This window comes from Sporosarcina newyorkensis, assembly GCF_900167515.1.
Taxonomy (GTDB): Bacteria; Bacillota; Bacilli; order Bacillales_A; family Planococcaceae; genus Sporosarcina; species Sporosarcina newyorkensis.
The window spans coordinates 163,398-178,030 of the sequence record NZ_FUYJ01000005.1; the positions used below are offsets into that span (position 1 = coordinate 163,398).

The 14,633-nt window shown below is 41.5% G+C and carries 16 protein-coding genes; 6 read left to right on the top strand and 10 right to left on the bottom strand.

Going from position 1 to position 14,633, the window contains the following annotated elements:
* Positions 1-51: 51 nt before the first annotated feature.
* From B5D59_RS11240 to B5D59_RS11260, 5 genes are all read right to left on the bottom strand, one after another.
* The gene (locus B5D59_RS11240) at positions 52-1,218 is read right to left on the bottom strand and encodes an MFS transporter (RefSeq protein ID WP_245799505.1); all 1,167 of its coding nucleotides are present in this window, start codon (positions 1,216-1,218) and stop codon (positions 52-54) included.
* Between the two features lie 5 nt (positions 1,219-1,223).
* Positions 1,224-1,679 carry a MarR family winged helix-turn-helix transcriptional regulator gene (locus tag B5D59_RS11245; protein WP_078818008.1) on the bottom strand — a complete coding sequence of 152 codons (456 nt, stop codon included), beginning with the start codon at positions 1,677-1,679 and terminating at the stop codon, positions 1,224-1,226.
* Positions 1,680-1,848: 169 nt separating this feature from the next.
* Positions 1,849-2,826 (bottom strand): tRNA dihydrouridine synthase, encoded by a 978-nt coding sequence (locus B5D59_RS11250; RefSeq protein WP_078818009.1) that lies wholly within the window; start codon positions 2,824-2,826, stop codon positions 1,849-1,851.
* A gap of 600 nt (positions 2,827-3,426) precedes the next feature.
* Complete coding sequence (locus B5D59_RS11255) at positions 3,427-4,365, bottom strand: urea transporter (RefSeq protein ID WP_245799506.1); 939 nt, start codon at positions 4,363-4,365, stop codon at positions 3,427-3,429.
* Between the two features lie 272 nt (positions 4,366-4,637).
* Positions 4,638-5,327 (bottom strand): helix-turn-helix domain-containing protein, encoded by a 690-nt coding sequence (locus tag B5D59_RS11260; RefSeq protein WP_078818011.1) that lies wholly within the window; start codon positions 5,325-5,327, stop codon positions 4,638-4,640.
* 182 nt (positions 5,328-5,509) lie between these two features.
* Here B5D59_RS11260 and B5D59_RS11265 point away from each other — a divergent pair, with 182 nt between their 5' ends.
* Positions 5,510-6,442 (top strand): alpha/beta hydrolase, encoded by a 933-nt coding sequence (locus B5D59_RS11265; RefSeq protein ID WP_078818012.1) that lies wholly within the window; start codon positions 5,510-5,512, stop codon positions 6,440-6,442.
* A gap of 24 nt (positions 6,443-6,466) precedes the next feature.
* On the top strand, positions 6,467-8,083 hold the full coding sequence (locus B5D59_RS11270; RefSeq protein ID WP_078818013.1) for a flavin-containing monooxygenase: 1,617 nt from the start codon (positions 6,467-6,469) through the stop codon (positions 8,081-8,083).
* A 273-nt stretch (positions 8,084-8,356) separates the two neighbouring features.
* Here the strand turns inward: B5D59_RS11270 and B5D59_RS11275 are convergent, their stop codons facing one another.
* Positions 8,357-8,797, bottom strand: a complete 441-nt coding sequence (locus B5D59_RS11275; protein WP_078818014.1) for a cell wall hydrolase — start codon at positions 8,795-8,797, stop codon at positions 8,357-8,359.
* Positions 8,798-8,980: 183 nt separating this feature from the next.
* On the opposite strand from B5D59_RS11275, the gene B5D59_RS11280 reads away from it, so the two are divergent.
* The 3 genes from B5D59_RS11280 (at position 8,981) to B5D59_RS11290 (ending at position 11,366) form a co-directional block, all read left to right on the top strand.
* Positions 8,981-9,556, top strand: coding sequence for a uracil-DNA glycosylase (locus tag B5D59_RS11280; protein ID WP_078818015.1), 576 nt, complete (start codon positions 8,981-8,983; stop codon positions 9,554-9,556).
* A 276-nt stretch (positions 9,557-9,832) separates the two neighbouring features.
* Positions 9,833-10,519 (top strand): DNA alkylation repair protein, encoded by a 687-nt coding sequence (locus B5D59_RS11285; protein ID WP_078818016.1) that lies wholly within the window; start codon positions 9,833-9,835, stop codon positions 10,517-10,519.
* A 121-nt stretch (positions 10,520-10,640) separates the two neighbouring features.
* Entirely contained in the window at positions 10,641-11,366 is a 726-nt protein-coding gene (locus B5D59_RS11290; protein WP_245799507.1) for a ZIP family metal transporter, read from the top strand.
* 51 nt (positions 11,367-11,417) lie between these two features.
* Here B5D59_RS11290 and B5D59_RS11295 read toward each other — a convergent pair whose 3' ends face one another.
* Entirely contained in the window at positions 11,418-11,993 is a 576-nt protein-coding gene (locus tag B5D59_RS11295; RefSeq protein WP_078818017.1) for a hypothetical protein, read from the bottom strand.
* 52 nt (positions 11,994-12,045) lie between these two features.
* Entirely contained in the window at positions 12,046-12,540 is a 495-nt protein-coding gene (locus B5D59_RS11300; protein ID WP_009498156.1) for a hypothetical protein, read from the bottom strand.
* A 110-nt stretch (positions 12,541-12,650) separates the two neighbouring features.
* Here B5D59_RS11300 and B5D59_RS11305 point away from each other — a divergent pair, with 110 nt between their 5' ends.
* Entirely contained in the window at positions 12,651-13,538 is an 888-nt protein-coding gene (locus B5D59_RS11305; RefSeq protein ID WP_009498155.1) for a 5'-3' exonuclease, read from the top strand.
* Here B5D59_RS11305 and B5D59_RS11310 read toward each other — a convergent pair.
* Positions 13,527-14,042 (bottom strand): C39 family peptidase, encoded by a 516-nt coding sequence (locus B5D59_RS11310; protein ID WP_009498154.1) that lies wholly within the window; start codon positions 14,040-14,042, stop codon positions 13,527-13,529. The two genes, B5D59_RS11305 and B5D59_RS11310, sit on opposite strands and share 12 nt — an antisense overlap.
* Positions 14,043-14,098: 56 nt before the next feature.
* Positions 14,099-14,419, bottom strand: coding sequence for a thioredoxin family protein (locus B5D59_RS11315; RefSeq protein WP_009498153.1), 321 nt, complete (start codon positions 14,417-14,419; stop codon positions 14,099-14,101).
* Between the last annotated feature and the right edge of the window lie 214 nt (positions 14,420-14,633).

The following is a 14,633-nucleotide window of genomic DNA, read 5'->3' on the forward strand; positions in this document are numbered from 1 at the left end:
TTTGCATGGAATTCGTCGCGGAGAAATTCAACAAAATTGTTTAAATGTATCTCATTCTACAGAAAAATCTTGTTTCCGGTTCCTTGCGATTAAAATACTACTTAACACAACAAAAAACAAAACCGATGCGGAAAGTACGCCATATTGAAATCGGATGCTTCCCTGGTTTGCCATTTTACCGATGCCGTCCAGGATAACCGGCGATAAAAACTGACCTAAAAATGTCATGCTGGACGTCCAGGCGATTACGCGGTCTGCCAGGTACGGCTTTACCTGGTTGAGTGCTTGTAAGATAATAGTTGGAAATATAGCACCCTGGCCGAATCCAATCAAACAAACGCTTACTACGATAAGCGGGATGCTGTGCGTGAAAGATAGAAATAAAAAAGCGGCAGCCATCCCAAAGAGCATAACAGGGATGACAAATTTATTGAAAATAACTTCAATTTGAACGAGAAGTAAACTCGTAATCATTCCGCCGACAGTTGTGAATGATACAATCGTTCCCGCTAAAGCGGCATCACCCAAATCACTCTGCTCTAAATAGAGCGCAATATTGGTGGCGATTGAATAGTAAGCAAGCATCACACCGCCCATTGCGAGCGCATAGCCGTATACCGCAAGAGGAAGTTTTGCCTTCTTTTCGAGTGATTGCGGTTTTTGAATTTCCCCTTTCGGTAAAAAGAAGAATATTAAAATGATAATGAAAAGCCCTAGCCAATAGACATTAAATGGAACACGCCAACTGAAAGTAGCGAGCCATCCTGCCAGCAACATCGTGATAATCCCACCGAAATTACTGAAGGCGGAATTAAACCCCATCATCTTCGTTCGTTCTCTGCCGATGAAATAATCATTAATCAATGTCATCGACAACGGCATGACGAGTCCGACACCTGCCCCTAAAATTAACCGCAGCATTAATATGGATTCGATAGTTGAGACAAATTGCGGGCCGATCCCGCCGATTAAATAAATCAACAGACCAATCAAAATAATCATCCGTTTTGTTATTTTGGATGTTAAATAACTCGATAGAAATGAAAAAGGGATGATCATGATTGACGGAGCCGTTAAGATGAGCTTAATCATCGTTGGACTTGCTTCAGGGAAGGCTTGAGCAATCAGGCCGAGCGCAGGGGAGATGGCTGCGCCCGCCATGACAGTAGCCATGGAGATCGATAAAATGGTCGGTTTCAACATTTTGGTTCTTGTCATATACATCACTTCCTTTGAAACTGGGGATCCTGCATAGAGTCTATGTTGGCGGAGGCTTGTTTGAAAGCGGCAAGCATATTTTTTAGCTCTTCATCTGACAGGTCTTTGAATACAAGTTTCATCATCTCTTTTCCTGTCTCCCGCAGTTCATTTAATTTCCTTCTCCCATTTTCCGTTAAATCTAAATGGACGACACGCCGATCCTCTTCATTTCGAATCCGCATAATATACTCATTTTTAATAAGGATATTGGAAGCGGTCGTGACAGCACCTGCAGTAATATGTAATTCGTTTGCCAGGTCGGACATTCGCAATGGCCCGTTTTGTTCAAGTAAGTACATTATGCGAGATTGTGAGCCAGGAAAGGTTTTTGTATAAATGTCTTTCCATACGTTCTCCATTTTCCTGGATAATTGCCAAAACCATTTTTCAAAGTCTTGAAAATGAATATGCCGTTCCATATATATGCTCCTTCTATTTACTTTAATTATTATATTGTTTAATCATTAAAGTAAATGTGTTGTAAACAGTTAATATACTACGGGGTTGTTTGAGGGAAGTCAATTAAAAAAGGTACTTGCCCCGTACAATTCAAGATTGTTTACGGGGCAAGTACCTTCGCTGCTTAATTCATTCTTCCTCTATTTCTAAAAACGGTCTCACTAAACGGCGTACCTCATCCGTCGTTCTGGTTTCCATCAATTGGTTTCTTAATTCGCCTGCTCCTTTGAATCCGCGTATATAGATTTTGAAGAAGCGTAGAAGCGGTTTAAATGGTCGCGGTCCGATTTCATTTGAATATTTGTCATGAAGCTCCAATTGCAGGAGCAATAAGTCCAGATGTTCTTTCACGCTGTGTTCTCTCGGTTCTTTTTCAAAAGCAAATGGATTTGTGAACACACCGCGGCCGATCATGACACCGTCGACTCCGTATTGTTCTACTAATTTTAATCCTGTTGCGCGGTCTGGAATATCTCCATTAATCGTCAACAATGTATTTGGTGCAATCTCATCTCGCATTTTTTTGATTTCAGGAATCAATTCCCAATGTGCATCGACCTTACTCATTTCTTTTCTCGTACGAAGGTGAATGGAAAGGTTCGCGATATCCTGTTTTAACACATGTCCCAACCAATCGCGCCACTCGTCCACTTCGATATAACCTAATCTTGTTTTTACACTGACCGGTAACCCGCCGGCTTTTGCAGCTTGAATGATTTCTGCCGCTAGTTCAGGACGCCGTATTAAACCGGCTCCTCTTCCGTTTGCCGCAACGTTCTGTACCGGGCATCCCATATTTAAATCAATGCCACGGAAACCGAGTTTTTTCATATCGATGCTCATTTGCTTAAAATACTCTGGCTTGTCTCCCCAGATATGCGCTACAATCGGCTGTTCGTCTTCCGTGAAGGTCAACCGGCCCCGCACACTGTCTCTTCCGTCAGGGTGGCAATAACTTTCCGTATTCGTAAATTCCGTGAAAAATACATCAGGTTTTCCTGCTTCACTGACGACGTGGCGGAACACCACGTCCGTGACGTCTTCCATTGGTGCCAATATAAAAAACGGCTTCGGCAAATCAAGCCAGAAATTATCCTCGTTACTCATTTGTTATCCTCCTAAATTCATTCATTTCATTGACCAATCCGGATTCCGGAAGGTTCTAATCGTGTAGGATCAGCGTGACTACTCGATTGGCGACCCTGAATGAACTATTATACTACGTTCAAGCATGTTTAAGCGATATAGCAACAGGCAGTATTTCATGTTTTTTATGTGACGACAGTAAGAAGTTGGGAAAACCATTGATGCGTATAGTCTTTGGACAGAAGATGATCAACCTTATATTATGTGAAGGCCATTAAAAAATCATCTACTAGGAGAAACGACTCGGCGCATGAATTAGGACATTTGCTATTGCACTATAAAGTGAAATTCAATATGCAAGATAGAAAATCGTATAGAGCTTTAGAGGACGATGCTTGTTAGATAATTTCTTCTGTGACAGGCAAGTTGTAGAAACCTGTAAAGACCGTCTGATGTGAAGACATCGACGGTCTTTTTATCTTGTTTAGATTAGTTTGCTCAAGAAAACAAACATTACAATTTAAACATTCGTGTTTGATGTTGCGCAGGCGTTTAAATCATATTTATCGGCTTGCTAACCTGTTTGACCATTGTGTAATTGAAATAAGTTTAAAGGGGTCGTCAGGGTTGTTGCATCATTTTTCGTGCGCCGATAAAAATCGATGTGCTTAGAGCGAATGGCATGGTCAAAGCCGGCAATCCGAACGGTAAAAGAGCGGTATCGATACTTGCAATGAATAGCACTGTCAAAATGGAACCAATGATAGCAGTGTAAGGCGCCAGCCGGTTTGTCCCTTCACGGAATACGACGCCGACCGCGAGTGCTGTCAAAATAGCATTGTAGCCGTACAGCCCGGCATCGATGAGCAAATGTTCTGCTCCAAGGAGGTATGCAGCGCATATGCCGATTATATTACCAGCGACTGCGTATAGCCCTAACTTCCATCCCGTAATAAAAATTCCAATAAAGATCAGTAATCCGGCAGCCATACCTTGCAAGAAGAAAATCTGACCGGCTCCATCAAGGAAAGCGCTCGGCCAATGGATTTTCCCGGCGATTTCCAGCTTCCAATGCGATAAATCCTGTGGCACTGTTTCATCGGTCAATTTGAACGTATCCAGCCTATACGAAGATAATAATAATAGCCAGGTCGTCACGATATAAGGAAAGGTTAATGTCGGCATGCCGGTGGGCTGCAAAAGTGTCATCATTGAAGCGGTAAACGCGGCTGCAATAACGGCCCCGAATAAAGCAATCCCCCAGCTTGCGGGACCTTCCAGGAATAGAAGGAGCGCCATTCCTGTCAACATGGGATTATATCCATACAGGCCTTTTTCTACGCTCTCCCGATTTCCTCCCCCGAGCCGTCCGGTAAGTGTGCCGATTGCTGCTGAAAGAAATGCAATCACGCCGAGCTCCAGTGAGGTGATCGTGATTGCAGTCAATATGAGCAAACCTGTCAACCAATTTTCGATGAGGATTACTTGTGAGATACCTTTCATCGTCGCCAAGAGAAAAGGAAATCTCTTTCCGCTTCCTATCGTTCCTTCATTTTTCATGTTGAATAATTCCCCTTTTCCCCACATTTACCCTACAACGAGCTATGATAATCATCTTATCAGTATTTCCAATGTCAGTTAACGTTTATGTTTTTCTGCAATGGGATTTGTAAGTGATATTATAAACAACTTTTAGTCATGTTATTTGCAGTTCGGGTTGTTTAAAATGGAGAGGAAGAGATTTAGTTGCCTATGCACTGACAATCGTGATCGTTCAAACAAACGTGAATGTTGGGGGATTCCTGTTTGTTTCATGAATCAGGCGTAGGAATTCATATTTCAGGAGCCAAATAAATCGAAACAGCGTGCGCTCGATTCTTCGCACCCAATTTAACGAAAGCTGATTTAATATATTGTTTAATCGTCGCTTCACTCAACGATAATAGATCTGTTAGTTCCTTTGTTGAGAAGCCATTGGCAAGGGCTCGTAAAATTTCGTTTTCACGCGGGCTTAGTTTGGGATGAGAAATCTTTTGAGGTTGGATCAATACTCTGCCAGCTAGACTGCCGAAATGTGTCAGTAACTCTAGGGTTTGTCCATCCGTTGGGGGAACGCGATTCATATATTCGCTGACGATATAAGCAATGGTCAGATTGTTTACGTGAATGGGGACGACAGTCAATGCGTGCAAGGGTACGTCACGATTATAGCGGCTTGAAATGAGTGTAATGATATCTTGTCCAGAATAGTAGTGAGCCTTTCGCTCTGTCACTGCTTTTTTCACGACGGGCAATGAACGAATATCATCTCGTATATAGGAGATCGATTGAAGATCTCCATTTTCGAGCTGTGCTACGCCTTCTCCCACATAACCAATCGGGCTAAATCGATAGAATGAGATTCTTTCAGCGACAAAGATCTCTCCAAAACTCATGAGAATATGGCATATTTGCTCTTCTTGCGATGGTAGTACCAAAGCTTTTTGTAATTTTTCTTCAACAGTCCAAGTAGTGAATTGCATCGTATCATCCCCCTTATCCAAAGATATGTTTCATCATAGAAAAGTAGTAGCGCAGCCCAAAAAGTAACCGATAGTATGAAGTAGTATAATTAAAAGGCAGAATATTCTCAATAGTGTAATTTGGTTATACTAGGATTGCATACAAACCGATGCAAATAAATATAGGGAAGGAAGTTGGCGAAATGGGATTATCAAACAATGCAAAACAATATTTGGAGGCATTTTATAGTGGTCCAACTCTTCAAAGCTTAACTGCTCAACAAGTTCGCGATGCAATGGGCGCAGTCCCTGCTCCGCAAGGAATCGAGGTACCCCCTGTAGCAAAGGTTGAAAATCGAAAAATACCAGTACACGATGGAGAAATCGGTGTACGTATTTATACACCGGTCGGACAAGGTCCTTTCCCGCTACTCATGTATTACCATGGTGGCGGCTGGGTGATTGGTGACTTGGAGACATCTGATGCAGGTTGTCGTTTGTTGGCGGAACAAACAGGTCGTGTTGTCGTTTCGGTTGATTATCGATTAGCGCCGGAATACCGCTTTCCTGTGCCGGTTGAAGATAGTTATGCAGCGCTATGCTGGGCAAATGATCATGCTTCTGAATTAAATGCAATCGCGGATGATATCGTTGTTAGTGGGGATTCTGCGGGCGGGAACCTTGCAGCGGTTATGGCGATCCTCAGTCAAGAAAATAATGGTCCTGCCATTACAGCGCAAGCTTTGATTTACCCTGTAACCAACTTAGATTTTACAACTCCATCATATGAAAAATTTGCAGAAGGGTTTGGTCTGGATAAAGACTTAATGATTTGGTTTGGTGAGTACTATATAAACAATGAAGAAGAGTTTAAACATCCGAAAATTTCCCCATTGCTACATGAAAATTTAAGCAATTTACCACCAACGATTATTATAGCGGCTGAGAATGATGTGTTAGTAGATGAAGGGGTTCAATATCGTGACAAATTACAAGAGGCGGGTGTCACAGTAGAATATCTTCAATTAGATGGCAGTATTCATGGCTACTTCAGTAACATGGCGGTTTTCGCAGAAGAAACAAAAACAACAGTAGATACAATTGCTAAATTTTTAAGCTTAGTACCTTCGAAATAAATTATTCGGGATGGAGGTTTAAGAATGGAAGCTAAACAATATGATGCAATAGTTGTAGGAGCCGGTTTTGCTGGGCTGTATATGCTGCACAAGCTGAGAGAACGTGGACTATCTGTCCGTGTAATAGAGGCTGCAGATGGAGTCGGCGGAGTGTGGTATTGGAGCCGTTACCCTGGAGCAAAATGCGATTCTGATTCTATTTTTTATAATTTTACATTTTCCGAAGAGTTGTATAAGAAATGGAGCTGGAAGGATCGGTATGCCTCTCAACCAGAAATCTTGGAGTATTTGAATTTTGTCACAGACGAGCTTGATTTACGACCTGATATTCAATTTAAAACGCGCGTGATGGAAGCATCCTTTAATGACGAGACGAAAAGTTGGGAAGTTAAGACTGACACAGATGAAAAATTTGAAGCTAAGTATTTCATCAGCGGGGTTGGATGTTTATCCACGACAAATATACCGCCGTTTAAAGGTGTCGATACATTTCGCGGTGAAAAGTATCATACAGGGCGTTGGCCGCATTCAAAAGTCGACTTCACCGGTAAACGAGTTGTAGTCATTGGTAATGGCTCAAGCGGAGTTCAGACCATGCAAGAAATAGCAAAGGAAGCAAAAGAGCTCACGCTATTGATGCGCACTCCTCATTATGTGGCTGAGGCGCGTAATCATCCATTAAGTAAAGAACAACAAGAAGATGCATTTAACAATTATCCTAAGATTCGAGATGCTTTCTTTACAACCCCTGGTGGCATACACTTGTCCACGACAGGAAAATCAGCAATAGAATTTTCAGCAGAAAAACAAAAAGAAACATTAGATCATGTGTGGAAAACAGGAGGACTTGCGTTAGGGGCTGTATATCCGGACGTTGGCGTCAATAAGGAAACAAATTTTGTAGTCTCGCAGTTTGTCCGAAATAAAATTGATGAAATTATAAAAGATGAACATACAGCAAAGCAGTTACATCCGGATTATTATATTACAACAAAGCGTTTAATTATTGGAACAAATTTTTATGAGATGTTTAACGAAGAGCATGTTCATCTAGTTCCTTTAAAAGACAATCCGATAGAATGTGTTGTAGAAAATGGCGTAAAACTTCGCAATGAAACGATTGAATGTGATGTCATAGTTTTTGCGACTGGATATGAAGCGATGACGGGCTCTCTTTTAAAATTAAATATACAGGGTCGTAATGGACAAACGATACAAGAAAAATGGGGAGAAGGACGAGAAGTTAAAACATATCTTGGATTGACGATGGAAAATTTCCCGAACTTCTTTATGATAACAGGGCCGCAAAGTCCATCGGTTCTTACGAACATGCCATCTGCAATTGAACAGCATGTAGATTGGATAGATCAGTGTATAGGCTATATTGAGTCCAATGGTTTACAAACGATTGAAGCGCAAAGACAAGCAGAAATAACATGGGGGAAGCAATGTGATGATATAGCAAACAGCACATTATTCCCACATACGAATTCATGGTATACAGGAGCCAATATCGATGGAACTCAAAGAGGATTTGTGATCTATGTTGGGGGGCTTGATAATTACCGTAAAATTTGTGATGAAGTGGCCGCCAATCAATATGATGGGTTTGAATTTGAAAAGGTCTATGACACAGTATAATATCGTGAAAATATTTAAATCCATCATAAAGATAAGAGTCCGCAATTAGTCCAGAATGACTTCTACAATCTCCATAAATCACACAAAGAAACCTTCCAGAATAATAGATGACTGGAGGGTTTTTGGTTTGTTGTCCGAAAATCAAAAACAGAGCATAAAAAAGGGAACTCCTGGAACCAGGAAATTCCCTTTTCATTTATGAGAATGTAGTATATAAAACAAAGGAATAGTAAAGGTTTGTTGTTTGTTTCAACTGATCCTCGTTTAAATCAATTAACCAATATAAACGCTCTCACATGTTCCCGGTGCTGGCTCATAAAAACAATGGCTTTTAAATTGGCCAGTAAACGGTTGACCATACCATGTTGGAGGACAGGGAGCGTATGGATTAAAGTACCAAAGGGCGAAGTGCGCTGGATGTTCTCTCCAATAGTCCAGATTCTGCTTCGCTAATTTTTTTTCAGAAGATCTTGCTCGTTGATAAAACAAGTTTCCTTTTTGAACTGCTTCAAATGAATAATTTCCTCCTTGTATTTGAAAAATGACATCGTTTATTGATCGGACGTCGTTAAAGTCTAAACAATCTGCTATAGCCCGATTCACAATTACATTTCCAACGTACAACATGCCTTGTTTACCTTCACCTTCAGCCTCTGCCCTCATCATCCTGGCCATTAAATCAATGTCTGAATCTCGGTATTTTACTCTTGGCATTTTTTCACCCCAAATATAGTGTATGAAAAAAAGCTTTCCGTTATGTCATATCACATCATTTTATTAAAATGAAATAGGGTAAGCTGCCGAATTAAAAACCTGATAATATATTTTATCTAATTATCGTTATTTGTATAGTTCAATCGAAAGGTGGAACTCTATTTCAATAGGAGAGTGAAACAAATGAATTCATTCTGTCCCGAAATATGGCCTGAAGAACCAACGCCAAAGAGTCAGATTGATTGCCAAGAATGCGGTCTTTATTGCCAAGGATCAAGAATGGTTTGGGGTGAAGGGAATTCGAATGCACCCATCATGATCGTTCTCGATAATCCGGGTGCTCGCGAAGGTCGGGAAGGGAGCCCGATGGTTTGCGGAACACGGCAAACTTTACAGAAAGCGGTTTATGAAGCTGGCCTACATCAAGATCAGCTGTATGTAACCTATATTCTAAAAAGAAGACCGCTACGAAAGTATGATAAAGAGCGAACTCGAACTATCTGTATGCAACATTTAGAAGAACAATTAATCAAACAAAAGCCAGCACTTATATTATGTTTGGGAAATGTTGCCGTACAATCTTTTTTCGGAAATCCAGAAGTTGAAGTAAAAGGATTACGTGGTACTTGGCATGAAGTAAGAGGATATCAAACAGCCGTGGCCTACCATCCGCTCGCTGTGAGACGCCGGCCGAATCTATATCCGTTGCTTGCGGAAGATGTAGCGTTGGTTGCGAACAAGCTTCATGAAATACAGTAGGAAGAACGATGCAGCAAATAATCGTATTTGCTGCATAGTCTACATAACAATTTGTCTTTTTTTGACGGATAATAATATTATATAAGTTGAATAAATGATTTTATACTTTGTAATTCTCAGTCGCTTGGAGTGTAAAGCGTCGGCCTGGAACGAAAAGCAACGCGCAGTTGATATTGACCCATTCTTTAGCTTATCTTGTATAGTTGGTACATATCGAAGAACGTTATCAAATTTTGGTACTTACAAATAATGAAATCAAAGTATAGGAGAGTTCCAATGCAAAATACGATCCGAAAACAAATACATGAGTGCATCGACACGGATTACCAAAAGTTTGCCTCAGCACTTATCCCGAATATCGACAATGTATTAGGTGTGCGAATGCCGGAACTTCGCAAACTCGCAAAACGGATAGTGAAAGATGACTGGCGTACATATCTTGAAACGGCAGAAGACGAATATTTCGAAGAAGTCATGCTGCAGGGACTGGTCATTGGTTATGTGAATGCTGATATTGAAGAAGTACTTTCATATGTAGCGGCTTTTATTCCTAAAATCGATAATTGGTCAGTATGCGATAGTTTTTGTACAACACTTAAAGTTACAAAGAACCATAAAGAACGTGTTTGGACATTTTTGCAATCTTATCTGACTTCGGATAAAGACTATGAGCTTCGGTTTGGAGTTGTTATGCTTCTAAACTATTATATTGAACCGCTTTATATAGGGAAGGTGCTCGCTTTACTGGATCATATAGAACATGACGGCTATTACGTCAAAATGGCAGTTGCTTGGGCGCTTTCTATGTGTTACGTGAAGCTTCCTGAACCGACAATGGAATATCTGGGGAGTAACAATTCATTAGATAAGTTCACTTATAACAAAGCCTTGCAAAAAATCATCGAATCGTATCGCGTAGACAAGGAATCAAAAAGTATAATCCGCAGCATGAAACGGCGGTAGAACGATTAAATGGATCAATGACAATTAAACATTTCATTTTTGTTTAGTCGCATGAAATTAAAGCATAATCTTGGCTGCCTTCCCATATAAACATAAAGACAAACGACAAAAGGATGGTTTATTGGTACCTATCTGGTTGATTGGTTTTCTATCAACAGTTGCTGGTGTTAATGTAGGCGGTGTTATTGTAGCGTTAATTAATAGATTTCAGAGAAGTGTGGGTGCAATTTATGCTGTGTGTGTGGGATTATTGCTATCCTTACTTAGTGTGGAAATCACGCCGGAAGCCATAGAGCTAGGAAATTTTCTCGTTTTTGTATTTGGTTTCTTAGTAGGTGTACTTCTGTTTGAGATCATTCATCTAGTGTTTTATCGGAATAGGGTACATTCAAAGGAGAATGATCACCGTCAAAGTCTTCGTATGGGTGTATTTTTGGTGTTGATCCTTTCAATGCATAATTTGCCGATGGGTATGGTTTTGGCAACTAGTGAGCATTTTCCCTTTGGTCTAGCGTTGTTGCAGGCATTAATTTTGCATAATATTCCTGAAGGTATGATATTATTTACACCTTTGTTTGTTGCAGGGGTGCGACTTTATAAGTTGTTTCTTCTATCTGTTTTCATTGCAGCCCCTGTTGCGTTAGGGGCATTCATCGGCAATTGGATGGGCATGCAAAGCAATTTACTGGCAGCTTTTTTATTAAGTGTAACGGTCGGCTCGATCTATATGGTGACGATGAAGGAAATTCTGCCTGCTTCTATTAAGCATTCCTCCAATATGTATAGTGCGGTCATTGTCTGTATTGCGTTTGGCTTACTCACTGCCTATCTTCTATTTTTACACTAGATGTGCTCACATCTAATCAAAAAAACCTGGCGAAGTTCCGCCAGGTTTTCTTCAAGTACAACGAAAAGTATCTACATGTTTCAAATCCATACCATAATATTCCCATCGATAATGACGCGGGTCCCAGCGATAACCGGCGATCGAGGTTCTGCCGACAAAGGTTGGATAATACCAGAATCCTTTGATTCTAGAAGTCCAAATGTACGTGTAGCGGTATAGACATCCTGCTATGCCGCCCGGGTCGACTGCACGTAATTGTGCGTCGGGATAGTTCGGTGTCTGGCTCGGCGGTGGTGATGTTGGTGGACCTTGTTGATTTTGACCACCGTGTTGCCCGTGCTGTCCAGGAAAACCTGGATAATTAGGTTGGGAAGGATATCCAGGAAAAGCGGGTTGATTTGGAAATCCATGTTGTTGACCGGGATAACCAGGTTGCCAAGGTGGATACGACTGTCCGGGAGGTGGATAACCTGGTACACCTCCACCGGGATAACCGCCACCTGGCCATCCTTGTTGATGAGGTGGAAATTGTGAGGGACGATTCGTATGATGATATGCTTCATATTGCTGACCTGGATACCCTTCAGGCAATTGCGGATACCACATATGTCCATCTGACTGATTCAAAACATCACTCCTTCTTTTTTAAAACACTGCCAAACATTTCGTTGTATCTTCTTCACGTACATCGGAATGAATCGATGCGTTGTAAATCGATCCCGAAGAATTCCCAGCGCCTTCTGCGTGAGTCCCAACGGAAGCCTGCGACAGATGTTCTGCCGACGAAGGTTGGATAGAACCAGAACCCTCTAAATCTCGAAGTCCAAACATAGGTGAATCGGAACAGACAGCCTGAGATGGCTCCTGGATCTACTGCAAATAATTGAACGTCTGGATAACTGGGTATTTGGTTTGGCGGTGGTGTGGTGGGTGCCGTTGCCTGGCCTCCTTGTCCGGGCGGTCCAGGTTGATTTGGAAAACTTGGCTGTCCCGGAAATCCCGGTTGAGATGGAAACCCTGGAAAGCTCGGGAAATTTGGCTGTCCTGGGAATCCAGGTTGCCAAGGCGGAAATGACGGACCAAAAGGCGGAGAATTCCATCCCGGGAACCCGGTAAAGCTATTGCCAGACCAATTTTGCTGCGGATACCACATATATTCATCTTGTGGATTCAAAACATCACTCCTTTTCTGCTCGCTCTATCATATGCAACAATCGGGGCTTTTGACTTTCTCTTTATTAACAAACGTGCTGTGATAGACTAGAGGAAAGGAAGTGGACAAGAATGAATGAAACAAAACCTCATATTTTACTGATCGACGGAATGGCTTTGTTGTTTCGTTCGTTTTTTGCGACGGCACATAGCGGCCAATTTTTTCGCAATGCGAATGATATTCCAACAAACGGAGTACAAGGATTTGCACGCCATACAATGAGCGCGATTTCGATATTTCAGCCGACACATATGGCGGTTTGCTGGGATATGGGAGCAAAAACTTTTCGTAATGAACTATTTGCGGATTATAAAGCGCATCGACCAGCACCGGCGCCTGAGTTGGTTCCCCAATTTGATATGGCAAGGGAAGTATCGGAAACGTTAGGATGGAAAAATTACGGCATTCCGAATATGGAAGCGGATGATTTAATCGGGTCGATGATTAAAACGTGGAAAAATGAGGCGAAACTGACAATCGTTTCGGGAGATAAGGATTTATTGCAGCTACTCGGACCTGATGTGTCCATCGCGTTCACGAAAAAGGGATATACGCAGTATGATGAATACAATGAAGCGCGTTTTATAGAAGAGTATGGGATTACTCCAGCTCAGTTTATTGATATGAAAGCATTTACTGGGGATTCGAGTGATGGTTATCCAGGAGTGAAGGGGATTGGCCCGAAGACTGCATTGAAGTTAATTCAGCAATATGGGTCTGTAGACGGGGTGCTCGCCGCGCGGGAAGAATTGACTGCAGGGGTGCGAAAGAAGATCGATGCGGATGGAGAGATGCTCATGCTTTCAAGAGAGCTGGCAACGATCCATTGTGAATTGACGCTGGACGATCCACTCGAGCAATTGATCATACCGGAATTTACGGAAGACCGAGCGAGACTGATGAATCAGCAAGGTTATTCATTGATTGCACGGCAAGGGCTTTCCGTTTCACCGTTTTGACGGTTCGATTTTGACAAAAGTCAGGATTTTTTTATTCGGCTCATAAGGGATGGTTTGAACGATGCTCGGTCGATTTCTGCCTCCGTTGTCATGGACGAGCAGATGCAAGATACCTTCTATATAGTCATAGCCGACTAGTACAACCCAATGATAGTCATATGAAAAACGACCTCGCCATTTTAATCGGAACCATTTATCGAACTTCAATGCGACAGGACGGCCTTCTTCAAGTTGATGCATCGCTTCTTTCACATCACACACTTTTACGTGCCAGTCTGGACCAAGCATTCGATCAAGGTTTCGGATGAAACGCCATGTGGGCAACCCGATTTTTGTTCCGCCGAGTTGACGATACAATTCGTTGATGTCAGGAAGTTGACGGGAAGGAAAAAGATGCCGCAATAACACGAAGGCTGTGACAGGACCGCAAGCGGAAGCGCGATAGGGCGGTTTAATATCTATGTCGTGTTGGGATTTACCTTGTACTTCAATAAATTTAGACAAAATGATCGCCTCCTATAGGCAGAAACAGCGCTGACAGAAGTCAGCGCTGTTTATCATTAAATTTTCACTTCATCAAGAAATTCAGTTACTTGTTGAGGTGATTTTGCATTTGCACTGTGTAAATGTGCGTGCTTTTCTCCGTCTTTGAAAATCAATAAACTGGGGATGCCCATCACTTCATATTTTTCTGCGATTTCTGGTAACACATCACGGTCTGCTTCATACCATGTGTATGTATCATATTTTTCTACGATTGGATCAATGAACATATCCATCCGTTTACAGTCCGGGCACCAATCTGCTTCAAATTTTACAAGGACCGGATTGTCACTAGCTATAATGTTATTGAATTCTTCTGTCGATTTTATTTCTTTCATGTATGCTCGCCTCCATTCATATGATAGTGTACAATGTTTTGAAGTAGTTGGGTATTTTATTGCTTCTTTCAATACATTTTAAAAAGTCTGATTAAATACGATTTAAATATTGCGAAATAGTTTCAAATGATTTACACTAGTATTTATAAGCAACGCGTATTTTTTTTACGCTATAAATGAATGAGTGTTCATTCAAAGATAAAGGGAGGATTGC